Annotated in this window: 23 protein-coding genes; 7 read left to right on the forward strand and 16 right to left on the reverse strand. The window is 70.9% G+C overall.

Features of this window, described 5'->3' with window-relative positions:
* Positions 1–358: 358 nt before the first annotated feature.
* On the reverse strand, positions 359–1,000 hold the full coding sequence (locus tag ACFYM2_RS16310; RefSeq protein ID WP_350229586.1) for a DNA-3-methyladenine glycosylase: 642 nt from the start codon (positions 998–1,000) through the stop codon (positions 359–361).
* Positions 1,001–1,093: 93 nt separating this feature from the next.
* On the opposite strand from ACFYM2_RS16310, the gene ACFYM2_RS16315 reads away from it, so the two are divergent.
* The 3 genes from ACFYM2_RS16315 to ACFYM2_RS16325 all read left to right on the forward strand — a co-directional run bounded on the left by ACFYM2_RS16315 (position 1,094) and on the right by ACFYM2_RS16325 (position 3,389).
* On the forward strand, positions 1,094–1,876 hold the full coding sequence (locus tag ACFYM2_RS16315) for a sporulation protein (RefSeq protein ID WP_388836762.1): 783 nt from the start codon (positions 1,094–1,096) through the stop codon (positions 1,874–1,876).
* 277 nt (positions 1,877–2,153) lie between these two features.
* The gene (locus ACFYM2_RS16320) at positions 2,154–2,690 is read left to right on the forward strand and encodes a YbhB/YbcL family Raf kinase inhibitor-like protein (RefSeq protein WP_359008777.1); all 537 of its coding nucleotides are present in this window, start codon (positions 2,154–2,156) and stop codon (positions 2,688–2,690) included.
* A gap of 183 nt (positions 2,691–2,873) precedes the next feature.
* Positions 2,874–3,389, forward strand: a complete 516-nt coding sequence (locus ACFYM2_RS16325; protein ID WP_350229589.1) for an HNH endonuclease — start codon at positions 2,874–2,876, stop codon at positions 3,387–3,389.
* 43 nt (positions 3,390–3,432) lie between these two features.
* On the opposite strand, the gene ACFYM2_RS16330 is transcribed toward ACFYM2_RS16325, so the two are convergent.
* From ACFYM2_RS16330 to ACFYM2_RS16345, 4 genes are all read right to left on the reverse strand, one after another.
* Positions 3,433–4,206, reverse strand: coding sequence for a sulfite exporter TauE/SafE family protein (locus ACFYM2_RS16330; protein WP_388836765.1), 774 nt, complete (start codon positions 4,204–4,206; stop codon positions 3,433–3,435).
* A gap of 109 nt (positions 4,207–4,315) precedes the next feature.
* Positions 4,316–5,266 carry an SPFH domain-containing protein gene (locus ACFYM2_RS16335; RefSeq protein WP_359008780.1) on the reverse strand — a complete coding sequence of 317 codons (951 nt, stop codon included), beginning with the start codon at positions 5,264–5,266 and terminating at the stop codon, positions 4,316–4,318.
* Between the two features lie 79 nt (positions 5,267–5,345).
* Entirely contained in the window at positions 5,346–5,777 is a 432-nt protein-coding gene (locus tag ACFYM2_RS16340) for an NfeD family protein (protein WP_359008796.1), read from the reverse strand.
* A gap of 43 nt (positions 5,778–5,820) precedes the next feature.
* Positions 5,821–6,612: an ABC transporter ATP-binding protein gene (locus ACFYM2_RS16345; protein ID WP_359008782.1), complete on the reverse strand. Its 792-nt coding sequence runs from the start codon at positions 6,610–6,612 to the stop codon at positions 5,821–5,823.
* A 149-nt stretch (positions 6,613–6,761) separates the two neighbouring features.
* On the opposite strand from ACFYM2_RS16345, the gene ACFYM2_RS16350 reads away from it, so the two are divergent.
* Positions 6,762–7,547: a hypothetical protein gene (locus ACFYM2_RS16350; protein WP_388836768.1), complete on the forward strand. Its 786-nt coding sequence runs from the start codon at positions 6,762–6,764 to the stop codon at positions 7,545–7,547.
* A gap of 457 nt (positions 7,548–8,004) precedes the next feature.
* Here ACFYM2_RS16350 and ACFYM2_RS16355 read toward each other — a convergent pair whose 3' ends face one another.
* The 3 genes from ACFYM2_RS16355 to ACFYM2_RS16365 all read right to left on the reverse strand — a co-directional run bounded on the left by ACFYM2_RS16355 (position 8,005) and on the right by ACFYM2_RS16365 (position 10,276).
* The gene (locus tag ACFYM2_RS16355) at positions 8,005–8,247 is read right to left on the reverse strand and encodes a chaplin (RefSeq protein WP_388457467.1); all 243 of its coding nucleotides are present in this window, start codon (positions 8,245–8,247) and stop codon (positions 8,005–8,007) included.
* A gap of 171 nt (positions 8,248–8,418) precedes the next feature.
* Entirely contained in the window at positions 8,419–9,063 is a 645-nt protein-coding gene (locus ACFYM2_RS16360; RefSeq protein WP_350229595.1) for a response regulator transcription factor, read from the reverse strand.
* Positions 9,056–10,276, reverse strand: coding sequence for a GAF domain-containing sensor histidine kinase (locus ACFYM2_RS16365; RefSeq protein ID WP_388836771.1), 1,221 nt, complete (start codon positions 10,274–10,276; stop codon positions 9,056–9,058). Before ACFYM2_RS16365 ends, ACFYM2_RS16360 begins: the two co-directional genes overlap by 8 nt.
* 450 nt (positions 10,277–10,726) lie before the next feature.
* Here ACFYM2_RS16365 and ACFYM2_RS16370 point away from each other — a divergent pair, with 450 nt between their 5' ends.
* The gene (locus ACFYM2_RS16370) at positions 10,727–11,398 is read left to right on the forward strand and encodes a transglycosylase SLT domain-containing protein (RefSeq protein WP_359008790.1); all 672 of its coding nucleotides are present in this window, start codon (positions 10,727–10,729) and stop codon (positions 11,396–11,398) included.
* Positions 11,399–11,493: 95 nt separating this feature from the next.
* Here ACFYM2_RS16370 and ACFYM2_RS16375 read toward each other — a convergent pair whose 3' ends face one another.
* Positions 11,494–14,010 (reverse strand): FHA domain-containing protein, encoded by a 2,517-nt coding sequence (locus tag ACFYM2_RS16375; RefSeq protein ID WP_388836774.1) that lies wholly within the window; start codon positions 14,008–14,010, stop codon positions 11,494–11,496.
* A gap of 406 nt (positions 14,011–14,416) precedes the next feature.
* Between ACFYM2_RS16375 and serB the strand changes: the two genes are divergently transcribed.
* On the forward strand, positions 14,417–15,670 hold the full coding sequence (gene serB, locus ACFYM2_RS16380) for a phosphoserine phosphatase SerB (RefSeq protein ID WP_388836777.1): 1,254 nt from the start codon (positions 14,417–14,419) through the stop codon (positions 15,668–15,670).
* Positions 15,671–15,757: 87 nt separating this feature from the next.
* Here the strand turns inward: serB and ACFYM2_RS16385 are convergent, their stop codons facing one another.
* The 4 genes from ACFYM2_RS16385 to ACFYM2_RS16400 all read right to left on the reverse strand — a co-directional run bounded on the left by ACFYM2_RS16385 (position 15,758) and on the right by ACFYM2_RS16400 (position 18,218).
* Positions 15,758–16,276 (reverse strand): SixA phosphatase family protein, encoded by a 519-nt coding sequence (locus tag ACFYM2_RS16385; RefSeq protein ID WP_388836779.1) that lies wholly within the window; start codon positions 16,274–16,276, stop codon positions 15,758–15,760.
* Between the two features lie 94 nt (positions 16,277–16,370).
* The gene (locus tag ACFYM2_RS16390; RefSeq protein ID WP_359003313.1) at positions 16,371–16,577 is read right to left on the reverse strand and encodes a hypothetical protein; all 207 of its coding nucleotides are present in this window, start codon (positions 16,575–16,577) and stop codon (positions 16,371–16,373) included.
* Positions 16,578–16,793: 216 nt separating this feature from the next.
* Positions 16,794–16,910 (reverse strand): SGM_5486 family transporter-associated protein, encoded by a 117-nt coding sequence (locus ACFYM2_RS16395; protein WP_350229602.1) that lies wholly within the window; start codon positions 16,908–16,910, stop codon positions 16,794–16,796.
* 30 nt (positions 16,911–16,940) lie between these two features.
* Positions 16,941–18,218, reverse strand: a complete 1,278-nt coding sequence (locus ACFYM2_RS16400) for a CynX/NimT family MFS transporter (RefSeq protein ID WP_388836782.1) — start codon at positions 18,216–18,218, stop codon at positions 16,941–16,943.
* A gap of 162 nt (positions 18,219–18,380) precedes the next feature.
* Here ACFYM2_RS16400 and ACFYM2_RS16405 point away from each other — a divergent pair, with 162 nt between their 5' ends.
* Entirely contained in the window at positions 18,381–19,064 is a 684-nt protein-coding gene (locus ACFYM2_RS16405; protein ID WP_388836785.1) for a FadR/GntR family transcriptional regulator, read from the forward strand.
* 69 nt (positions 19,065–19,133) lie between these two features.
* Here ACFYM2_RS16405 and ACFYM2_RS16410 read toward each other — a convergent pair whose 3' ends face one another.
* The 3 genes from ACFYM2_RS16410 to fabG all read right to left on the reverse strand — a co-directional run bounded on the left by ACFYM2_RS16410 (position 19,134) and on the right by fabG (position 21,125).
* Positions 19,134–19,505: a hypothetical protein gene (locus tag ACFYM2_RS16410; RefSeq protein ID WP_388457458.1), complete on the reverse strand. Its 372-nt coding sequence runs from the start codon at positions 19,503–19,505 to the stop codon at positions 19,134–19,136.
* A 134-nt stretch (positions 19,506–19,639) separates the two neighbouring features.
* The gene (gene fabI / locus ACFYM2_RS16415; protein WP_359003307.1) at positions 19,640–20,401 is read right to left on the reverse strand and encodes an enoyl-ACP reductase FabI; all 762 of its coding nucleotides are present in this window, start codon (positions 20,399–20,401) and stop codon (positions 19,640–19,642) included.
* A 4-nt stretch (positions 20,402–20,405) separates the two neighbouring features.
* Positions 20,406–21,125, reverse strand: a complete 720-nt coding sequence (fabG, locus tag ACFYM2_RS16420; RefSeq protein WP_350229606.1) for a 3-oxoacyl-[acyl-carrier-protein] reductase — start codon at positions 21,123–21,125, stop codon at positions 20,406–20,408.
* Positions 21,126–21,166: the final 41 nt, after the last annotated feature.

Consider the following 21,166-nt stretch of genomic DNA (forward strand, 5'->3'; position numbering starts at 1 on the left):
TGTTGAGTTCTCAAGGAACGGACGCTTCCTTTGTACTCACCCTCTCGGGCTTTCCTCCGGGCGCTTCCCTTCGGTATTTCGTGTTTCCGACTCTATCAGACTCTTTCGTGTCCGATTCCCCGTCGAATTGGGGTTCGCTTCGAGTTCTTCGCTCTCGCGTTTCCCTCTCGGCGTGTCCACTACTTTAGCGGGTTTCCCCGGCCCTTCATAATCGAGTCATTCGCGTACGAATTTCGGCACGCCGAAATGCACACCCGTTGGGGTTCGATCGAAGGTAGTGGATGGCCGCTCGGGGATGCTGAACAGCAGGGCCCGTGTCAAGCGGCTCGGGCTACGTTAGGCGCCCCTTGAGGCCGAGTCAAGTTCGGCGCTTGCGGGGCTGGTGGGCCCGGTAGGGGCTCACCGTCGGGTCGTCGGAGATCCAGAACCGCCACGGGTGCGGGGCTCCGTCGCCGCCCACTCCGGTGCGCGGGCCACTGCGTACCTGGTCGGGCGCGGGAGGCGTACCCGTGAGGATGGACAGGGGGGACTCGGGGCCCGCGCAGACGTCCTCGCCGTTCAGGGCGCGGCCGACGTCGAGTGCCGTGGCCAGGCGTGCCGGGCCTTTGGCCAGTTCCCTGTCATGGCGGGCCGAGAGTCGACGAGGCCGGGCCAGGTCGGAGCCCACCAGGACCTCGCCCGCCCTGAGCAGCACACCGCTTGCCTGTCCTTCGGGGCCGCACACCAGGTTGAGGCAGTGCCACATGCCGTAGGTGAAGTAGACGTACGCGTGTCCGGGCGGGCCGAACATCACGTCGTTGCGGGCCGTGCGGCCGCGGAAGGCGTGTGAGCCCGGGTCGTTGGGGCCGTCGTACGCCTCCACCTCCGTGAGCCGGACCTCCAGGGGACCGTGCGGAGTGAGGCGTACCAGCGTGCGGCCCAGGAGGTCCGGGGCGACTTCGAGGACAGGGCGGTCGAAGAAGTCCCGGGGAAGCGGCGTACGTTCGGTGGCCGTGATCATGCCGTACGAGCGTACTTGACGGCCGGAGGGAACCGGAGGTCGTCGTCACGCGTTCGTAGGTCCAGATCGTAGGGATGCGTGGGAAGGACTGGCATGGGGTTCAAGCGGCTGCTGGCGAGCCTGGGGGCGGGCGGGGCGTCGGTGGAGACCGAGCTCACCGAGACCCATGTGGTGCCGGGCGGCGTCGTCCAGGGTGAGGTCCGGATCCAGGGCGGGTCGGTCGACCAGCACATCGAGGGCCTTTCCGTGGGTTTGCAGGCCCGGGTCGAGGTCGAGGGCGGTGAGCACGAGCACAAGCAGGACATCGAGTTCACCAGGGCCCGCCTCGGCGGGGCCTTCGAGGTGCGGGCCGGGGCCGTGCACGTGGTGCCGTTCGGGCTCGAGATCCCGTGGGAGACGCCCGTGACGGCGATCGAAGGACAGCAGCTGCGGGGCATGCACATCGGTGTGACGACGGAGCTGGCGATCGCTCGCGCGCTCGACTCCGGTGATCTCGATCCGGTCCAGGTGCATCCGCTCCCCGCCCAGCAGGCGATCCTCGACGCGTTCATCCAGCTCGGGTTCCGCTTCAAGAGCGCGGACATGGAGAAGGGGCACATCCGCGGGACCCGGCAACGGCTGCCGTTCTACCAGGAGATGGAGTTCTACGCGCCGGCGCAGTACCGGGGTCTGAACCAGGTGGAGCTGACGTTCGTCGCGGACGACCGCGAGATGGACGTGATCCTGGAGATGGACAAGAAGCCGGGCCTGTTCACCGAGGGCAGCGACTCCTACCGCTCCTTCCAGGTGGGGCTGCGCGACTTCCAGGGGACGGACTGGGCGGCGTACCTCAACCAGTGGCTGGCCGAGGTCGGCGGGCGGCGCGACTGGTTCTAGGGAGTGTCTTCAAAGTGGCGTCGTCCGCCCGTAGGGCGGGGCCGGCGGGGTCTGGTGCGTGCGATCGCAAGGCGGAGGAGGGAGTCGACGCGGTGGGGGTCCCCCCTGTTCGAGCGGAGCCGAGACCTTGGGGGAGTCGGCGACCGACGACAACGCCGCGAGCGTGCGTGCCAGACCCCGCCGGCCAGACGGGACTTTGAAGACACGACCTAGGGGCGGACCCCCTAGGCTCGGCCGTGCCAGTTGACGCAAGTGACGCGATTCAGGAGGTGTTGACGTGAGCGAGCTCAAGAGGCCGCCGCTTCCCCATGACTTCCATCCCGAGGTGCCGTCGTTCACGGTGGTGAGCGAGGACGTCGAGCCGGGTGCCCCGCTCAAGGACGCCCAGGTGTACGCGGCCGGCAACACCTCGCCGCAGCTGCGGTGGGAGGGGTTCCCCTCGGGGACGAAGAGCTTCGCCGTCACGTGCTTCGATCCGGACGCGCCTACGGGCAGCGGGTTCTGGCACTGGTCGGTGTTCGACATCCCGGCGTCGGTGACGGAGCTGCCGGCCGGGGCGGGCAGCGGGACGTTCGAGGGACTGCCGGCCGGCGCCGTCCAGGTGCGAAACGACTACGGGACGAAGGACTTCGGCGGCGCGGCGCCGCCGGCCGGTGAGACGCACCGGTATGTGTTCACGGTGTACGCGGTCGACACCGAGAAGCTGGGCCCAGGCGCGGAGGCGTCGCCCGCCGCGGTCGGCTTCAATCTGCGCTTCCACACGCTGGGGCGCGCGCAGCTCATCGGTCAGTACACCGCGCCCGCCGAGAGCTGATCGTTCGTTTTCCGTTTGCCCTGCCCTGGTCCTGGAGAGATCAGGGCAGGGCATTTTTTCTGTTGCCGGGGCCGGGCGGTCGCTCGGCCGGGCACGGAATATTGCGTTGTCCATCGTGGCGAGCCCGGCCAGAGTTGATCCAAGCCCGCCAGGGAGTGGGCCGGCACTACGGAGGTGGGCACGATGAGGGACACGCTGGTACTGAACGCGAGCTTCGAGCCACTGTCGACGGTGACGCTCAACCGTGCCGTAGTGCTGGTCCTCCAGGACAAGGCCGTCGTCGAACAGTCCCACCCCGGTCTGCGGGTGCGGGCGGCGGCCGTCGATCTTCCGGTGCCCCGGGTGATCCGGCTGTGCAGATACGTACGGGTGCCCTTCCGAAGACACGCGCCGTGGTCGAGACGGGGGGTCCTGATCAGGGACCAGCACCGGTGTGCGTACTGCGGGCGGCGCGCGACGACCGTGGACCACGTGGTGCCACGGGCGCAGGGCGGCCGGGACGTGTGGCTGAACACGGTGGCGTCCTGCGCCGAGGACAATCACCGCAAGGCGGACCGGACGCCGGAGGAGGCGGGGATGCCGCTGCTGCGCCAGCCGTTCGTGCCGTCGCCGGCCGACGCGATGCTGCTCGCGATGGCGGCCGGTGACCGCTCGGAGCTGCCCGAGTGGCTGGCGACGGGCGCCGCGCCCGCGGCCTGAGCCGCGGGGTCGATGACCGCCGCTCTCCCCCGGCCAACGTCCTTTATTTCAGGGTCAGTTGGAGGATCGCGACGATACCGACGGCGATGATCACCCCACGCAGCACGGCGGGCTTGAGGCGGCGGCCGACCCTGGCGCCGATCTGCCCTCCTATGGTCGCGCCGCCGGCGATGAGCAGCACGGCGGTCCAGTTGAACTCGGCGACGAAGAGGAAGAAGACGGCCGCGATGCCGTTGACCACGGCGCCGAGGACGTTCTTGACGGCGTTGACGCGTTGCAGGCTGTCGTGCAGGAGCAAGCCCATCAAGGAGAGGTACAGAACGCCCTGGGCGGCGCCGAAGTAGCCGCCGTACATGCTGGCGAGGAAGAGGCCGACGAGGAGGGCGACGCCGCCTTCGGGGTGGGCCTCGGTGCCGCTGGCCTCGCGGCGCCGCGCGATGACGGCGGCCAGGCGCGGCTGGAGCAGCACGAGCACGAGGGCGATGCCGACCAGGACGGGGACGATCGCGTCGAACGACGAGGACGGCAGGGCGAGCAGCAGGATCGCGCCGGCCAGGCCGCCGAGGAGGGCGGCGCCGGCCAGGCGCAGTACGCGCCGGGTCTGGCCGCGCAGTTCGTGGCGGTAGCCGATGGCGCCGCTGATGGAGCCGGGCACCAGGCCGAGGGAGTTGGAGACGTTGGCGGTGATCGGTGGCAGGCCGGTCGCCAGGAGCACGGGGAAGGTGATCAGCGTGCCGGATCCGACGATCGTGTTGATGGTGCCCGCGCCGATACCGGCCGCGAAGACCGCGAGTGCTTCCCAGATGGACAAGGCCATCTCCTTAGGCATTCAGTGAGTCGCCTCCCCGCCGTGGAGGTCGAGGGGCCGCACTGATCATGCATGAAGGGTGCCCGGGGCCGTCAACAGCCCTTGCCCCGGGACCGGTTCACTCGACGCTGGGAGTTTCGCGGCGCTCGGCGTTGGCGCCGTTCCCGCCGTTGCCGGTGTTGAAGCCCGGCATGCCGCCGCCGAGGTTGCCGAAGGCGCCGGAGAGGCCCTTGAGGGCGTCGCCGATCTCGCTGGGCACGATCCAGAGCTTGTTGGCGTCGCCCTCGGCGATCTTCGGGAGCATCTGGAGGTACTGGTAGGAGAGCAGCTTCTGGTCGGGGTCGCCCGCGTGGATCGACTCGAAGACCGTACGGATGGCCTGGGCCTCGCCCTCGGCGCGCAGGGCCGCAGCCTTGGCCTCACCTTCGGCGCGCAGGATCGCGGACTGCTTCTCACCCTCGGCGCGCAGGATCTCCGACTGCCGTACGCCTTCGGCCTGGAGGATCGCGGCGCGCTTGTCGCGGTCGGCGCGCATCTGCTTCTCCATCGAGTCCTGGATGGAGGTGGGCGGCTCGATCGCCTTGAGCTCGACGCGGTTGACGCGGATGCCCCACTTGCCGGTCGCTTCGTCGAGGACGCCGCGCAGGGCCGCGTTGATCTCCTCGCGGGAGGTCAGGGTCCGCTCCAGGTCCATGCCGCCGATGATGTTGCGGAGCGTGGTGACGGTGAGCTGCTCGATCGCCTGGATGTAGCTGGCGACTTCGTAGGTGGCGGCCCGGGCGTCGGTCACCTGGTAATAGATGACGGTGTCGATGTTGACCACCAGGTTGTCCTGGGTGATCACCGGCTGGGGCGGGAAAGGCACGACCTGTTCGCGCAGGTCGATGCGGTTGCGGATCGAGTCGATGAACGGGACGACGATGTTCAGGCCCGCGTTCAGCGTCCGGGTGTAGCGGCCGAAGCGCTCCACGATGGCGGCGCTGGCCTGTGGGATGACCTGGATGGTCTTGATCAGGGCGATGAAGACCAGCACCACCAGGATGATCAGGACGATGATGATCGGTTGCATCGCGTACCCCGTGCCCTTCTTGCTCTCGGATGGCCCTGGAAACATTGGGAGTTGCCGGGCCCGATGATCCTGGCATGGTTCACATGACGATGGCAGTGGCTCCGTCGATCTCGACCACGTCGACCTGCCGGCCGGCCTCGAACACCTCGTCGGGGCCCAGTGCGCGGGCCGACCAGACCTCCCCCGCGAGTTTGATCCGGCCCCCCTCGGCGTCCACCCGTTCCAGGACGAGGGCCTGCCGGCCCTTCAACGCGTCGGTGCCGGTGGCCAGTTGGGGCCGTTCGTCGCGGTGGCGGGCGGCGATGGGGCGTACGACGGCGATGAGCGCGACCGAGACGGCCACGAAGAGCAGCACCTGCGCGACGCCGCCGAGACCGAGGGCCGCGCCGATGGCGGCGGCGATCGCCCCGGCCGCCATCATGCCGAATTCGGGCATGGCGGTCAGGACCAGGGGGATGCCCAGACCCGCCGCGGCCACCAGCCACCAGATCCATGCCTCGATGTCCACCAGGTCATGGTAGGTGGGCGCGTCCCCTCACCGACAGTGCGCCCGGTCAGCCGAGCGGGAGGCCCGTGGCGGTGTAGCGGTCGCCGCGGTGCTCGACGAGCAGCGGGAGGCCGAAGCAGAGGGAGAGGTTGCGGGAGGTGAGCTCGGTCTCCATGGGGCCGGCGGCGAGCACCTTGCCCTGGCGGATCATCAGGACGTGGGTGAAGCCGGGGGCGATCTCCTCGACGTGGTGCGTGACCATGATCATCGAGGGTGCGTACGGGTCGCGGGCTAGCCGGCCGAGGCGGCGGACCAGGTCCTCGCGGCCGCCGAGGTCGAGTCCTGCGGCGGGCTCGTCCAGGAGCAGGAGCTCGGGGTCGGTCATCATGGCGCGGGCGATCAGGGTGCGCTTGCGCTCGCCCTCGGAGAGCGTGCCGAACTTGCGGTCCAGGAAGTCGGTCATGCCGAGCCGGTCGAGGAAGGCGCGGGCGCGGTCCTCGTCGACGGCGTCGTACTGCTCCTGCCAGGTGGCGGTCATGCCGTACGCGGCGGTGAGCACGGTCTGGAGCACGGTCTGGCGCTTGGGGAGCTTGTCGGCCATGGCCACTCCGGCCATGCCGATGCGCGGGCGCAGCTCGAAGACGTCGACCTTGCCGAGCCGTTCGCCGAGGATCCTGGCGGTGCCGGTGCTAGGGAAGAGGTAGCTGGAGGCGATGTTGAGGAGGGTGGTCTTGCCGGCGCCGTTGGGACCGAGGATCACCCAGCGCTCGCCCTCCTTGACCGACCAGGAGACGTCGTCCACCAGAGCGCGTCCGTCGCGGACCACGGATACGTCCACCAGCTCCAGTACATCGCTCATGAGCGCGTTGTCTCCCCATGCCATCGTCTTGTGTTCGCGAGTGCGGTGCGGGGCGCGCCGGTGGGCGCGGTCCCCAGGGAAAACCTACGCCACTGGGGAAGTGATCCTGCCTCTAGGTCCGGTCGTGCGGTTTCTCTAGGCTTGTGGTCATGTTCTCGGAACCACGTTCAGGTCGGCTGGCCGCTTGGGGAAATGCCCTGTTGGCCGGAAATGTCTCGCCGGACGACGCGGCGCTCGCCATCGTCGGGGACGACGCGGTGCACCGCGTCGAGGGGCTGCCCGGCGAGTCCGCTCCCGTGGGGCTCACGCTGGCGCTCGGGCGGCTGCGTGCGCTCGGGGTCAGCGGCTGGCGGGTCGCGCTGCCGGTGGCGGGGCATCCGCTGGGGCTGAGCGGTCCCCCGGAGTTCAATGCCCGGGCGCTCGCGGCCGAGGAGGCGGTGGTGGGGTTCGGGGCTCCCTATGGTCTGGTCCCCGAGGTGTACGAGGCCGGGCCCGCCGGGGACGTGCACACGGAGGTCGTCTGGCACTGCCTCGCGGTGCGTGCGGCGCCGCCCGCGGACGTGCCCTCGCTCGGGGAGGCGGAGCGGGAGCTGGCGGAGGCGCTGCGGGAGGCGACGTCCACGCTGACGCGGCTCGACGTCGCGGGGTCGGGGGCGGCGGCCTCGGCGGCGATCGACGCGTACCGGGCGCGGGCCGAGGGGCCCGACGAGGACGTTCTCGCGCCCGGGTATCCGCCGCGCGCGGTGCGGGTCCTTGAGCTGGCCCGGCGGGTCGGTCTGCTGGTCGCGCTCGCGTACGAGAACGGGCACGGGGGTGCGGTGAGCGCGTCGGAGATCGCCGCGCGGGGGGAGGCGCTGCGGCCGGTGGAGCGGGTGGCTCGGCGGGCGCGGGTCGCGGCGTACAACGCGTACGTCGAGGAACGACAGCGGGGCTGACCCCCAACGCCCGTCCTCAATCGCCGGACGGGCTGAGTTTGCCGGTGCGGGCCAGCGCCAGCCCCGCCCAGGGGCGCGGGGAACTGCGCGACCAGCCACCCACCACCCGCAGCCCGGGTCCCTGAGGCTCCGCCCCAGACCCCGTTCGGCCTGAACGGCCTCGTCCTCAAACGCCGGACGGGCTGGGTATGCCTGGGCTGGCCAGCACGCACCCCGCCAGGGGCGCGGGGAACTGCGCGACCAGCCACCCACCACCCGCAGCCGAGCTCCCTGAGGCTCCGCCCCAGACCCCGTTCGGCCTGAACGGCCTCGTCCTCAAACGCCGGACGGGCTGGGTATGCCTGGGCTGGCCAGCATGCACCCCGCCAGGGGCGCGGGGAACTGCGCGACCGGCCACCCACGGCCCGCACCTGAGGCCCCCGGGGTGAGGCCGGGGGCCGGGGCGGGGCGGCGGGGGTTAGAAGTTGGCGCTCTGGTTGCCGAAGACCGGGTTCAGGAGCCCGACCACGTTGACCGTGTTACCCGTGGCGTTCACCGGCACATGCACCGGCACCTGGACCAGGTTGCCGGAGACGACGCCCGGGGAGCGCTCGGTCTTGCCCTCGGCCTGGGCCCCGCCGTGGGCGGAGGCGGCGCCGGTCGCCGCGGCGAGGGCGCCGCCGGCGAGCACGGTGACGGCGAGAGCCTTGTTGAGCTTCATGGTGTGGATCCTCCTGGTCGTCGCCGCGACCAACCGCCGCGGCATGCCATGGAGAACGCCCACCGCCCGCAAGGGATGCGCCATGTGGGTGACATTTACACGACGGTATGAATCTCGCACCGGATCCTGACGTTCCGCTTCCTCCCCCGTGAACATCCCGTACAGGCCCCGTCAGCCGGCCGCCCCGTGCCGTACCGCCCACAGCGCGGCCTGAGTGCGGTCCGCGAGGTCCAGCTTCATCAGGATGTTCGAGACGTGCGTCTTGACGGTCTTCTCGGACAGCACGAGATGGCGCGCGATCTCGCGGTTGGAGCGGCCGTCGGCGATCAGCGCCAGGACCTCCTTCTCCCGCTCGGTCAGCGTCGTGCCGCGCCCGGTGCCGCCGCTCGCGTCGTCCTGGCTGAGCAGCGCGCCCGCGACCTCGGGCTGGAGCAGCACGTGCCCGGCGTGCACCGAGCGGATCGCTCCGGCCAGCGCGTCCGGATCGACGTCCTTGTATACGTACCCACACGCACCCGCGCGCAGGGCGGGAACCACGGTGCGCTGCTCGGTGAAGCTGGTGACGATGAGGACCCGGGCGGGGTTGGCGAGCTCGCGCAGCTTGCGCAGCGCCTCGATGCCGTCCATGCCCGGCATCTTCACGTCCATCAGGACGACGTCCGGCCTCAGCTGCTCGGCGCGGGCCACGCCCTCGGCGCCGTCGGACGCCTCGCCCACCACTTCTATGTCGTCCTGCACTTCGAGGAACGTCCGCAGGCCCCGGCGGACCACCTGGTGGTCGTCCACGATCAGGACCCTGATCACCTTGTCAGCCACCGGGGACCTCCATCTCGATCGTGGCGCCCGCGCCGGGAGCCGAACGCACGGTGAGCCGGCCGCCGACGCCGCCGGCCCGGTGCCGCATGGAGACGAGCCCGAGGTGGCGCCCGGCGCGGCGGACCCGGCCGGGCTCGAAGCCCCGGCCGTTGTCGGTGACCCGCAGGACGGCGCCCGCCCCCCTGCGCTCCAGGACGACATCGACCCGGCCCGCGCCCGAGTGGCGCAGCGCGTTGTGCAGAGCCTCCTGGGCGACCCGCAGCAGCGCCTCCTCCTGGGAGGGCGGCAGGGCGCGCACCCCGAGGTTGTCGAAGGTGACGCGGGCCGCGTGCGCGCGGTCGAGGACCTGGATCTGGGTGCGCAGGGTGTGCACCAGGCCGTCCTCCTCCAGGGCGGCCGGCCTCAACTCCACGACGGCGGCGCGCAGTTCGTCGGCGGCCTCGGCAGCGAGCGCGGTGACCTGCTGGAGCTCGCCCTTGGCGCGCGCCGGGTCGCGGTCGACGAGCGCGGCGGCCGCCTGGGCGGTGAGGCGCAGCGAGAAGAGTTTCTGGCTGACCGCGTCGTGCAGCTCGTGGGCGAGCCGGGAGCGCTCCTCGGCGATGGTCAGCTCGCGGCTGCGCTCGTACAGGCGTGCGTTGGTGAGGGCGATCGCGGCGTGCTGGGCGAGCAGGCGCAGCAGTTCCTCGTCCCGTTCGGTGAAGCCGCAGCCGCCCTCGGGGGCGCGGCCGCCCTCGGGGTCGCGGCCGCCCTCGGGGTCGCGGCCCCGCTTGTTGGCGAGGAAGAGGGCGCCCAGCGTCTCCTCGCCGTCGCGGATCGGCATGCCGAGGAAGTCGGACATGTCGGGGTGGGCGGCGGGCCAGCCCTCGAAGCGCGGGTCCTCGCGGACATCCGCCAGGCGCTCGGCCCTCTCTTCGTGGAGCATCGCCGCCAGGATGCCGTGCTGGCGCGGCAGCGGCCCGATCGCGCGCCACTGCTCGTCGCTGACGCCGTCCACCACGAACTGCGCGAAGCCGCCGTGGTCGTCGGGGACGCCGAGCGCCGCGTACTGCGCGTCGAGCAGTTCACGGGCGGACGCGGTGATCGTCTTGAGGACGTCCCTGACTTCCAGGTGCCGGCTCATGGCGAGCAGGGCGGTGCTCACGGCGGCGAGCCCCGCGCTCGGCGACGGGGTCTGCCCTGGTCCGGCGGGGTGCGCGGGGCGGGGACTGCTCATGTGGTCACCGTACCGGCGGGGTATGACAGCGCACCTCGGTCCCTGGACGGCCGCCCCTGGGCCGCGCGACCTAGGCCGAAGGGCCCCGCCCGGGTGCCCGGGGTACGAGTTCGGCGGCGTCCCTCTCGTCCTCGCGGATGACAACCCTCACGCTATGCATTGCGCCAGCAACTTTTCGTGATTCCGTTTGCCCTCCGATGTGAGCCCGCACATAGGACGCACATCACTTACGAAGCCGTTTAGTGGACAAATAAAGGTGGTGTGAGCCGCGTACGCGTGGGTATGGGGCGGCTTTCGCGCTGCCCTGATCCACTACCCGGCATCGTAAGTGGCACCTTTGCCTCCAGTTTTTGCGGCCGCTAACAATGGCTCCCGTCGCACAGCGCTGCGGCCCAACCGCCGCGGCGCTTCATCGCGCCGTCCCCGCCATTCGGAAGAGGTCCCACCACCATGCCCGAGTCCAGCAACCTTGGTCATAGTCGTCTCAACCAGACGCACAAGATCTCGATTGCCGGTGTAGCCGCCCTCGGCGCCGCCGCTCTCGCCCTCTCGGTCTTCCCCGGGACGAGCCAGTCGAGCGACGCCGCAGCTGCCGAGCCCGCCGCCTTCATGGCGACCGTCGCCAGCACCAAGACGGTCTCGGAGAGCATCTCCAAGCAGCAGGTGACCGCGGACAAGCAGGCCAAGGCCGCCGCGAAGGCCAAGGCCGACGCGGATGCCAAGGCCAAGGCCGACGCCGAGGCGAAGAAGCGTGACGAGGCCGCCGCGGCCAGCCGCTCCGCCGCCCGCAAGCCGGTCTACGCCAACAACCTCGACGGCTGGATCCGCCAGTCCCTCGACATCATGAAGAGCAAGGGCATACCCGGCACCTACGAGGGTCTGCACCGCAACATCATGCGCGAGTCGACCGGTAACCCGATGGCCATCAACGGCTGGGACATCAACGCCATCAACGGCGTCCCGTCCAAGGGTCTGCTCCAGGTCATCCAGCCGACCTTCAACGCCTACCACGTGCCCGGCACGTCGTGGAACATCTACGACCCGGTCGCCAACATCACCGCGGCCGCCAACTACGCGGCCGACAAGTACGGCTCGATGGACAACGTGAACAGCGCCTACTGAGTGACGTAGGACGGCACACGCGACGCCGAAGGGCGGCACCCCGTACGGGGTGCCGCCCTTCGGCGTGCGGGCTGATCGTGCCCAGGGCGATGCCGTTACTTGCGCATGACCTCCGGCTCGTGGCGGCGCAGCAGACGCGCGACCACGAAGCCGAGGGCGATGCCGATGGCGAGCAGCACCGAGATGTCGACGCACCACTGGGCGACGCTGTGCTTCCACAGCGGGTCCAGGTTGGTCGGGTCGCTCTGGTCCATCGGCCCCATCAGGTGGGAGAGGTCGAGGGTGGTACCGACGCCCGCGATGGCCCAGCGGGACGGCATCAGCCAGGCGAACTGCTCAAGGCCGACCGAGTCGTACACCTTGAAGAGGATGCCGGTGAAGACGACCTGCACGATGGCGAACATGACCAGGAGCGGCATCGTCTTCTCGGAGGTCTTCACCAGCGCGGAGATGATCAGGCCGAACATCATCGAGGTGAAGCCGAGCGCGATCACGACCAGGCACATCTCGACCGCGGGCGGCATCACCAGGCCCTCGGCGGGCAGCTTGCGCGTGGAGAAGCCGATGACGCAGAGGATCACGCCCTGGAAGGCGGTGATCACGCCGAGCACCAGGATCTTGGACATCAGGTACGCCGAGCGGGAGAGGCCCGTGGCCCGCTCCCGTTCGTAGATGACCCGTTCCTTGATCAGTTCTCGTACGGAGTTGGCCGCGCCCGAGAAGCACATGCCGACCGTGAGGATCAGCATGATCGTGCCGGCGTCCCCGTTGAACCGGGACGGCGGCGTCGGCGGCGCGAGCCCGAACTTCGCCGGGATGACGACGCTGACCGAGCCGATCACCGCGGGCAGGGCCACCGAAAGGGCGAGGAAGCCCTTGTCGGAGGCGATGACCGAGACATAGCGGCGCATCAGCGTCCACAGCTGGGAGACCCAGCCCTGGGGCTTGGGCGGCTTCATCGACTGGGCCGGCGGCATCTGCGCCGACTGCGGGGCGACGGCGTCGATGTCCGCTGCGTACATCTGGTAGTGCTGCGAGCCCTTCCAGCGGCCCGCCCAGTCGTAGTCGCGGTAGCTCTCGAAGGCGGAGAAGACATCGGCCCAGGTGCTGTAGCCGAAGAAGTTCAGCGCCTCCTCGGGCGGGCCGAAGTACGCCACCGAGCCGCCCGGGGCCATCACGAGCAGCTTGTCGCAGATGGCGAGCTCGGCCACGGAGTGGGTCACCACCAGGACGGTGCGGCCGTCGTCGGCGAGGCCGCGGAGCAGCTGCATGACGTCGCGGTCCATGCCCGGGTCGAGGCCCGATGTGGGCTCGTCCAGGAAGATCAGCGACGGCTTGGTCAGCAGTTCCAGGGCCACCGAGACGCGCTTGCGCTGGCCGCCGGAGAGCGAGGTGACCTTCTTCTCCTTGTGGATGTCCAGCTTCAGCTCGCGCAGCACCTCGTCGATGCGCTGCTGGCGCTCGTTCTCGGTGGTGTCGGCGGGGAAGCGCAGCTTGGCCGCGTACTTCAGCGCCTTCTTGACGGTCAGCTCCTTGTGCAGGATGTCGTCCTGCGGGACCAGACCGATGCGCTGGCGCAGCTCGGCGAACTGCTTGTAGAGGTTGCGGTTGTCGTAGAGGACGTCGCCCTTGTTGGCGGGCCGGTAGCCGGTGAGCGCCTTGAGCAGGGTCGACTTTCCCGAGCCCGAGGGGCCGATGACCGCGATGAGGGACTTCTCGGGGACGCCGAAGGAGACGTCCTTCAGGATGTCCTTGCCGCCGTCGACCGTGACGGTCAGGCCGCGCGCGGAGAAGGAGACGTCACCGGTGTCGACGAACTCCTCGAGCCGGTCGCCGACGATGCGGAAGGTCGAGTGGCCGACGCCGACGACGTCCTGCGGGCCGAGCAGGACGCTGCCGCCCTTGTCGATCGGCTGACCGTTGACGTAGGTGCCGTTGTGCGAGCCGAGGTCGCGTATCTCCATCCGGCCGTCGGGCGTCGCGTGGAACTCGGCGTGGTGGCGCGAGACCTGGAGGTCGGAGACGACCAGCTCGTTCTCGAGCGCACGGCCGATGCGCATGACGCGGCCGAGCGCGACCTGGTGGAAGGTGGTCGGGCTGCGGTCCCCGTAGACCGGCGGGGCGCCGGCCGGGCCGCCGCCCTGCTGCGGGAACTGCTGCTGGGGCGGCTGGTGCTGCTGCGGCCAGCCCTGCTGGGGAACCTGCGCCTGCTGGGGCTGCTGTGCCCAGCCGCCCTGCTGGGGCGGGGCCTGCTGGGGCCCCTGGTGGGCGGGGGCCGCCTGCGCCTGCTGGGCGGGGGCGGGCTGCGCGTAGGCGGCAGCGGCGGCGGACAGATTCAGCCTGGGTCCGTCGGTCGCGTTGCCGAGGTGGACCAGGGACCCGGGGCCGATGTCCATCTGGTGGATGCGCTGGCCGCGCACATAGGTGCCATTGGTGGATCCGTGGTCCTCGATGACCCAACCGCTGCCGCTCCAGCTGATCGTGGCGTGCCGCCACGAGACTCTGGCGTCGTCCACGACGAGGTCACCCTGCGGATCACGTCCCAGGGTGTAGGACCTGGACGGATCGAGCGTCCAGGTGCTGCCATTCAATTCCAGTACGAGTTCCGGCACTCCAGCCCCACTTGTCGTCCCCCGAAAGACCTCCGCGCCGGAGGCCCGTTACTCCCGACGCCGGGAGTCTAGGGATGGTGAACATCGTGGGGAACTATTTCAGGCCCGGGCTCGTATCCGAAACCCGGGCCGTGTGAATGACGTGCACAGACCGGGCACAGTCCCGTCGCGGTCCTGCAACAGGGCCCTGCCAAAAAGGGCTCTTCGCATCAAGCGGCGCAAGTCGCCCCGGCGGCCCGGGCGGGCCCGGCACCCCGGTCGCGCCGCCGCGCGCGCCACGACCGGGCGGTGGGGCCGTCGGTTTCAGGCCACGCCCTCTCCGGTGGGGGGCCGTTGGAGGGGGCGCCGTCCGCAGGGCGGGACGGCGTGCGGGACGCGCGGCGCGGCCGGTTACGGTGGTGGCACCATGACGCCATCGCCCCTGCCCCCCGCCGGCCTGCCTCCCGCCGGCCAGTCGTCCGCCGGTCAGAGCTCTGACGTACCGACCCTCCTCGTCAAGATCTTCGGCAAGGACCGCCCGGGCATCACCGCCGGGCTCTTCGACACCCTCGCCGCCTACGCCGTCGATGTCGTGGACATCGAGCAGGTCGTCTCCCGTGGCCGCCTCGTCCTGTGCGCGCTCGTCACCGAGCCGACCGTGGCCTCCTCCGGTGAGCTGCGCGCGACCGTGCACAGCTGGGCCGAGTCGCTGAAGCTGGAAGCCGAGATCATCTCCGGCATCGGTGACAACAGGCCGCGCGGCAGCGGCCGTTCACACGTCACGGTGCTCGGCCACCCGCTGACCGCCGAGTCCACGGCGGCCATAGCGGCCCGCATCGCCGGCACCGGCGGCAACATCGACCGCATCTTCCGGCTCGCCAAGTACCCCGTCACTGCCGTGGAGTTCGCCGTGTCGGGCGTGGCGACCGCGACGCTGCGCACCGCCCTTGCGACCGAGGCCAAGGCCCGCGGCGTGGACGTGGCGGTCGTCTCGGCGGGGCTGCACCGGCGGGCCCAGCGCCTCGTGGTCATGGACGTGGACTCCACGCTGATCCAGGACGAGGTGATCGAGCTCTTCGCGGCGCACGCCGGCTGCGAGGACGAGGTCGCCGAGGTGACGGCCGCCGCGATGCGCGGCGAGCTGGACTTCGAGCAGTCCCTGCACGCCCGGGTCGCGCTGCTGCGGGGCCTTGACGTCTCGGTGGTGGACAAGGTGCGCGCGGAGGTCCGGCTCACCCCGGGCGCGCGCACCCTGGTCCGTACGCTCAAGGCGCTCGGGTATCAAGTGGGCGTGGTTTCGGGCGGGTTCACCCAGGTCACCGACGCGCTCAAGGACGAGCTGGGGCTGGACTTCGCCTCGGCCAACACCCTGGAGATCGAGAACGGCACGCTCACCGGGCGGGTCACCGGCGAGATCGTGGACCGGGCGGGCAAGGCGCGGCTGCTGCGGGAGTTCGCCGCCGAGGCCGGGGTGCCGCTGGCCCAGACCGTGGCGATCGGCGACGGCGCCAACGACCTGGACATGCTGAACGCGGCGGGTCTCGGTGTCGCCTTCAACGCCAAACCGGTGGTGCGGGAGGCCGCGCACACCGCGGTCAACGTGCCCTTCCTCGACACCGTCCTGTATCTGCTCGGCATCACCCGCGAAGAGGTCGAGGCCGCCGACGGCGTCCTGGACTGACGGACCGCCGCGCCGGAACACGACCGCTCCACACCGAAGGCCCCGGCGCGCGCCGGGGCCTTCGGTGTGGAGCGGTCGGGCCGGGGTTCAGGCGTGCGGCGCCCAGAAGTCGGTGAGCCTGGCCGTCCCGTGCTCGACGGACTTCCAGGGGCCCTCGAAGGCCAGCACGGCGAAGGCGGCGGTCGGGAAGCCGCTGCGGTTCATCCGCGCCAGGGTGTCGCCGTCGGCCGAGCCGGCGAGGGCGTCGGCCATCGCGTGCGTCCCGGGGTTGTGCCCGATGAGCACCAGGTCCCCGACCTCGTCGGAGACCTCGTTGACCAGCGCGATCAACTCGCCGAGCGAGGCTTCGTACATCCGGCCCTCGTACACCGTCCGGGGGCGCTTGGCGAGCTCGGGCACGACGAGCTTCCAGGTCTCGCGGGTCCTGAGCGCGGTGGAGCAGAGGGCGAGATCGAAATCGATGCCCGTCTCGGCGAGGCGCCGGCCGACGACGGGTCCGTCCGCCCGGCCCCGCTCGGCGAGCGGCCGTTCGTGGTCGGGCACGTCGGGCCAGTCGGCCTTGGCGTGCCGGAGGAGGACGATCCTGTGCGGTGTGTCGGCGCTCATGCTCTCCAGCTTCGCATGGATCCAGTCGGTGGGCGCAGGGGTGCGAGGGCCGCGCGGGGGCGTCCGAGCGGGGGGGCGGCGCGGGGTGTGCGGGTCAGCGCGCGAGGGTCTGCTGGAGGCGGTCGACGAGGTGGGTGAGGGTCGCGTCGCCGGTGACCGCGTGGGCGTCGCCCGATCCGAAGACGAGGGCGAGCAGCGCGAAGAACGCGATCGCGGGCAGCACCATGCCCCACCACGGCAGCTTGAAGTCGACGCCACCGGCGCCCGGTTGGGGGGACCTGGGGTGGGTGTGCGCCGACATGACCGCCTCCGTGTGTTCCGTCTTCGAGTGCCGCGGGCGAACGGGCCGTTCGCCGCACTTCAGAAGGTACGGATCCACGGAGGGCCGGCCCATCCGGTGACCCACCCACTTCACCCTGACCCTGGCCCCCTAGGGGATGCGGGGGCTATCCCCACCGCGGCCGCGCGGGGCGGCGCGGCCCGGGGCGGCGGGCCAGGGGGCAGGCGGGTCGGACGGTCAGGGCGAGGCGATGGTGGCGATGATGGCGACGACGACCGTGACGGCGAGCATCGCGCCGAGCACGAGCAGCAGCTTCTTGTGGCTGTCCTGCGGATTGGGTTCGAGCACTGGCATGCGGTCAGTGTCGCATCCCGGTTTGGCCCGCTATCGCCGGGCCCCGGCCTCGTCCTCGATCGTACGGTCGCGTCCGGCGAGGACGCCCACGACGAGCTGCGGCACCATGAGCCCGGCCATCAGGGCGATGGGCAGGTCCCAGCCGCCGGTGCGGTCGTGCAGGACGCCGACCAGGAGCGGGCCCGGGATGGAGAGCAGATAGCCCACGCACTGGGCGAAGGCGGACAGGCGCACCACGCCCGCGTGGCTGCGCGAGCGCTTGCTGATCATCGTGAGGGCCAGCGGGAAGGCGCAGTTGGAGATGCCGAGGAGCAGCGCCCACGCCCAGGCGCCCGAGGCCGGCGCGAAGTAGAGGCCCGCGTAGCCGGCCAGACCGCACGTACCGAGCGCGATGACGATGGGGCCCTGGCTGCGCAGCCGGTTGACGAGCCAGGGGATGACGAAGCCGAGCGGCACGCCCATGACCATCGTGAGGGAGAGCAGCAGCCCCGCCGTGCCGGCCGAGACGCCCGCGTCACGGAAGATCGTCGGCATCCAGCCCATCGTGATGTACGCGCCGGTGGCCTGGAGGCCGAAGAAGCAGGCCAGTGCCCAGGCGGTGCCGCTGCGGGTGATGCGCGGCGCGGGCGCCGCCTCGTCCTGGACGCCGGGCGCCGGGTCCATGTGTCCCGAGCGGTCACGCGTCAGCGGGATCCAGGCGGCGACGGCCACGACGGCCAGCAGCGCCCAGACGCCGAGCCCCTGACGCCAGCTGCCGCCCAGGGCGTCGGTCACGGGGACGGTGGTGACGGCGGCCAGCGAGGTGCCGGCGGCCAGCGCCATCGAGTAGAGGCCGGTCATGGAGCCGACGCGGTCGGGGAAGTACCGCTTGACGATCACCGGCATCAGGACGTTGCTGACGGCTATGCCCATCAGGGCGAGCGCGCTGGCCGCCAGGAAGGTGACGGTGCCGCCGGCGAAGGGGCGAAGGAGCAGCCCCGCCGTGATGGCGGTCATGCCGGCGAAGACCACGGCGCCGGGTCCGAAGCGGCGGGCCAGGCGCGGCGCCATGATGCCGAAGACGGCGAAACAGAACGCGGGCACGGACGTCAGGACGCCCGCGATGCCGCCGCTCATGTGCAGGCCGCCGGTGACCTCCTTCATCAGCGAGCCCAGGCTCGTGATGGCGGGGCGCAGGTTGACGGCGGCGAGTACGAGCGCGAGCGGCACGAGCCAGCGCGTCCACGACGGCGCCCGGCCCGGGGCGGCCGGGTGCTCCGATGGGGCGGCGGGCGCGGGGCTCAGGGTGGCGGTCTCTTCGTCGGACATGGTGCCATCATAGAATCATGGGATGATTGGTTGTCCAATCCCGCGCGGTACCGTTTCGCCCCAGCCGCACACCGTCCGCCGTCCCTCCACCCCGGCCCGGCCCGGGGACCACCCCGGCCCGGCCCCGGGACCGACCCACCCCTTCACTCGGACAGGAGCACCATGACGCTCAGCTCGCCCCGGCGGTCCGCCCTCGTCGACCAGGTGATCGCCCAGCTGCGCAACCAGATCACCTCGGGCGAGTGGGCGGTCGGGTCGCGGATCCCGACCGAGCCGGAGCTGGTCGAGCAGCTGGGGGTGGCGCGCAACACCGTCCGCGAGGGCGTCCGGGCGCTGGCGCACAACGGCCTGCTCGACATCCGGCAGGGCTCGGGCACCTATGTGGTGGCCACGAGCGAGCTGGCCGGGGTGATGCAGCGCCGCTTCGCCGACGCCGATCCGCGCCATGTGGCCGAGCTGCGCTCCACGCTGGAGTCGTCGGCGGCCGCCCTCGCCGCCGACCGGCGTACCGAGCGCGAGCTGGGACAGCTGGACACGCTGCTCGAACGGCGCGAGCAGGCCTGGGCCGCCGGCGACCGCGAGGCCTTCATCACGGCGGACGCCACGCTCCACCTCGCGGTCGTGGCCGCCTCGCACAACGACGTCCTGACCGAGCTGTACGCGGATCTCGGCCATCTGCTGCGCGACTGGCTGCGCGACGACGTGGCGCTCGACATGACGCCGGATCACCACATGGACCACGGGCGCATGGTCGACGCGATCCGGCGCGGCGACGCGGACACCGCCGCGTCCGAGGCGGCGGCCCACGCCTTCATCTGCCTGCCGGAACGGCTCGCGGGCCGCTGAGCTGCGCCCTGAACGCCAGGGAGGGGGCCGCGACCCGCGCGCCGTCGCGCCGGGCCGTACGGTCCCCGCTCAGGTCACCTTCTCGTGCGTCACCCACACCGCGCGCACGGACTTCCAGCACCGGTCGGTGAGCCGCACGGTCCCGCCCGGTCCGACCTCCACCGGCGCCGCGTCCGCGTCCAGGTCCCACCACAGCGCGCAGTCCGTGTGCAGACGCACCCGGTCGGCGTCCGGATAGGGGTTGTGGCAGTACACCACGGCGTGCGAGCCCCGCACGGTGGTCCGGCACGCCGCGCCGAACGGCTCGGGCGGCGCCACCGGCGCGGCCTCGGGGGCGGTGGCCGCGCGCACCACGGACGGCGCGGCCAGACCTGCCGCCGCGGCGAGCAGCAGGAAGAGCACGGCCAGGGCCCGGCGCTGTCCGACACGCAGCGGGTGCACGTCCCCACCTCCTCCCCGGCCGGCGATCCGGCGGGTCCGTTTCGCCCAGTCTGCGGGGAAGTGGCGGCGCACGCACGGCGGCCGCCCGCCGGAAGGGTCCGGGGGGCGGCCGCCGTGGTGCGTTCGGGTGGGTGCTAGGCGCCCATCATGTGCACGCCGCCGTCGACGTGGATGATCTCGCCGGTGGTCTTCGGGAAGAAGTCCGAGAGCAGCGCGACGATGCCGCGGCCGGCCGGCTCCGGGTCGGCCACGTCCCACTCCAGCGGGGAGCGGCTGTTCCAGACCTCCGCCAGGTCCCCGAAGCCCGGGATGGACTTGGCGGCCATCGAGCCGATCGGCCCGGCCGAGATCAGGTTGCAGCGGAAGTTCTCCTTGCCGAGGTCGCGGGCGAGGTAACGCGAGGTCGCCTCGAGCGCGGCCTTGGCCGGGCCCATCCAGTCGTACTTCGGCCAGGCGAACTGGGCGTCGAAGGTGAGGCCGACGACGGAGCCGCCGTTCGGCATCAGCGGGCGGCAGGCCATGGTGAGCGACTTCAGGGAGTACGCCGAGACGTGCATCGCGGTCGAGACGTCCTCGAAGCTGGCCTCCAGGAAGTTGAAGGCGCCCTGCGGGGCGAAGCCGATCGAGTGGACGATGCCGTCCAGACCGCCCAGCTCGTCCTTGACCAGACCCGCGAGCCGGTCCAGGTGCTCCTGGTTGGTCACGTCCAGCTCGATGACCTTGGCCGGCTTGGGGAGCTTCTTGGCGATGCGCTCGGTCAGGGTGGGCCTGGGGAACGCGGTGAGGATGATCTCCGCGCCCTGCTCCTGCGCGACCTTGGCCGCGTGGAAGGCGATGGAGGACTCCATCAGCACACCCGTGATGAGGATGCGCTTGCCGTCGAGAATTCCGCTCATGTGATCAGTGACCCATGCCCAATCCGCCGTCAACGGGGATGACGGCTCCAGTGATGTACGAGGCGTCGTCGGAGGCGAGGAACCTCACCGCGGCGGCGATCTCCTCGGGCTGCGCGTAACGGCCCAGCGGCACCTGGGAGACGATGCCGGAGCGCTGCTCGTCGGTGAGCACCTTGGTCATGTCGGTGTCGACGAAACCGGGCGCGACGACGTTGAACGTGATGTTCCGGGAGCCGAGCTCGCGCGCGAGCGACCGGGCGAAGCCCACCAGACCCGCCTTGGAGGCGGCGTAGTTGGCCTGGCCCGGCGAGCCGTACAGACCCACGACCGAGGAGATCAGCACCACGCGGCCCTTCTTGGCGCGCAGCATGGCACGGTTGGCGCGCTTGACCACGCGGAAGGTGCCGGTGAGGTTGGTGTCGAGCACCGAGGTGAAGTCGTCCTCGGACATCCGCATCAGGAGCTGGTCCTTGGTGATGCCCGCGTTGGCGACCAGGACCTCGACGGGACCGTGCTTGTCCTCGATCTCCTTGTAGGCCTGCTCCACCTGCTCGGTGTCGGTGATGTCGCACTTGACGGCCAGACAGCCCAGCTCGGCCAGCGCGGCCGGCGGCTCTCCGGAGCGGTACGTGATCGCGACCTTGTCGCCGCTCTCGGCAAAAGCGCGGGCGATGGCGAGGCCGATGCCCCGGTTACCTCCGGTGACGAGAACCGAGCGGCTCAACGGATCACCCTTTCGATAGGCGGATTCGTACGCACGCAAAA

Source organism: Streptomyces sp. NPDC006711, assembly GCF_042869775.1.
Taxonomy (GTDB): domain Bacteria; phylum Actinomycetota; class Actinomycetes; order Streptomycetales; family Streptomycetaceae; genus Streptomyces.

Excerpts from the sequence above, each read along its gene's own strand:
- ACFYM2_RS16335 (WP_359008780.1), bottom strand. The coding sequence starts at position 5,266 with ATGCAACCGATCATCATCGTCCTGATCATCCTGGTGGTGCTGGTCTTC.
- ACFYM2_RS16370 (WP_359008790.1), top strand. The coding sequence starts at position 10,727 with ATGCCCGAGTCCAGCAACCTTGGTCATAGTCGTCTCAACCAGACGCAC.
- ACFYM2_RS16390 (WP_359003313.1), bottom strand. The coding sequence starts at position 16,577 with ATGTCGGCGCACACCCACCCCAGGTCCCCCCAACCGGGCGCCGGTGGC.
- ACFYM2_RS16315 (WP_388836762.1), top strand. The coding sequence starts at position 1,094 with ATGGGGTTCAAGCGGCTGCTGGCGAGCCTGGGGGCGGGCGGGGCGTCG.
- fabI (WP_359003307.1), bottom strand. The coding sequence starts at position 20,401 with ATGAGCGGAATTCTCGACGGCAAGCGCATCCTCATCACGGGTGTGCTG.
- ACFYM2_RS16365 (WP_388836771.1), bottom strand. The coding sequence starts at position 10,276 with ATGAGCAGTCCCCGCCCCGCGCACCCCGCCGGACCAGGGCAGACCCCG.
- ACFYM2_RS16395 (WP_350229602.1), bottom strand. The coding sequence starts at position 16,910 with ATGCCAGTGCTCGAACCCAATCCGCAGGACAGCCACAAGAAGCTGCTG.
- ACFYM2_RS16330 (WP_388836765.1), bottom strand. The coding sequence starts at position 4,206 with ATGGCCTTGTCCATCTGGGAAGCACTCGCGGTCTTCGCGGCCGGTATC.
- ACFYM2_RS16385 (WP_388836779.1), bottom strand. The coding sequence starts at position 16,276 with ATGAGCGCCGACACACCGCACAGGATCGTCCTCCTCCGGCACGCCAAG.
- ACFYM2_RS16310 (WP_350229586.1), bottom strand. The coding sequence starts at position 1,000 with ATGATCACGGCCACCGAACGTACGCCGCTTCCCCGGGACTTCTTCGAC.
- ACFYM2_RS16405 (WP_388836785.1), top strand. The coding sequence starts at position 18,381 with ATGACGCTCAGCTCGCCCCGGCGGTCCGCCCTCGTCGACCAGGTGATC.
- ACFYM2_RS16345 (WP_359008782.1), bottom strand. The coding sequence starts at position 6,612 with ATGAGCGATGTACTGGAGCTGGTGGACGTATCCGTGGTCCGCGACGGA.
- ACFYM2_RS16325 (WP_350229589.1), top strand. The coding sequence starts at position 2,874 with ATGAGGGACACGCTGGTACTGAACGCGAGCTTCGAGCCACTGTCGACG.
- ACFYM2_RS16355 (WP_388457467.1), bottom strand. The coding sequence starts at position 8,247 with ATGAAGCTCAACAAGGCTCTCGCCGTCACCGTGCTCGCCGGCGGCGCC.
- serB (WP_388836777.1), top strand. The coding sequence starts at position 14,417 with ATGACGCCATCGCCCCTGCCCCCCGCCGGCCTGCCTCCCGCCGGCCAG.
- ACFYM2_RS16400 (WP_388836782.1), bottom strand. The coding sequence starts at position 18,218 with ATGTCCGACGAAGAGACCGCCACCCTGAGCCCCGCGCCCGCCGCCCCA.
- ACFYM2_RS16350 (WP_388836768.1), top strand. The coding sequence starts at position 6,762 with ATGTTCTCGGAACCACGTTCAGGTCGGCTGGCCGCTTGGGGAAATGCC.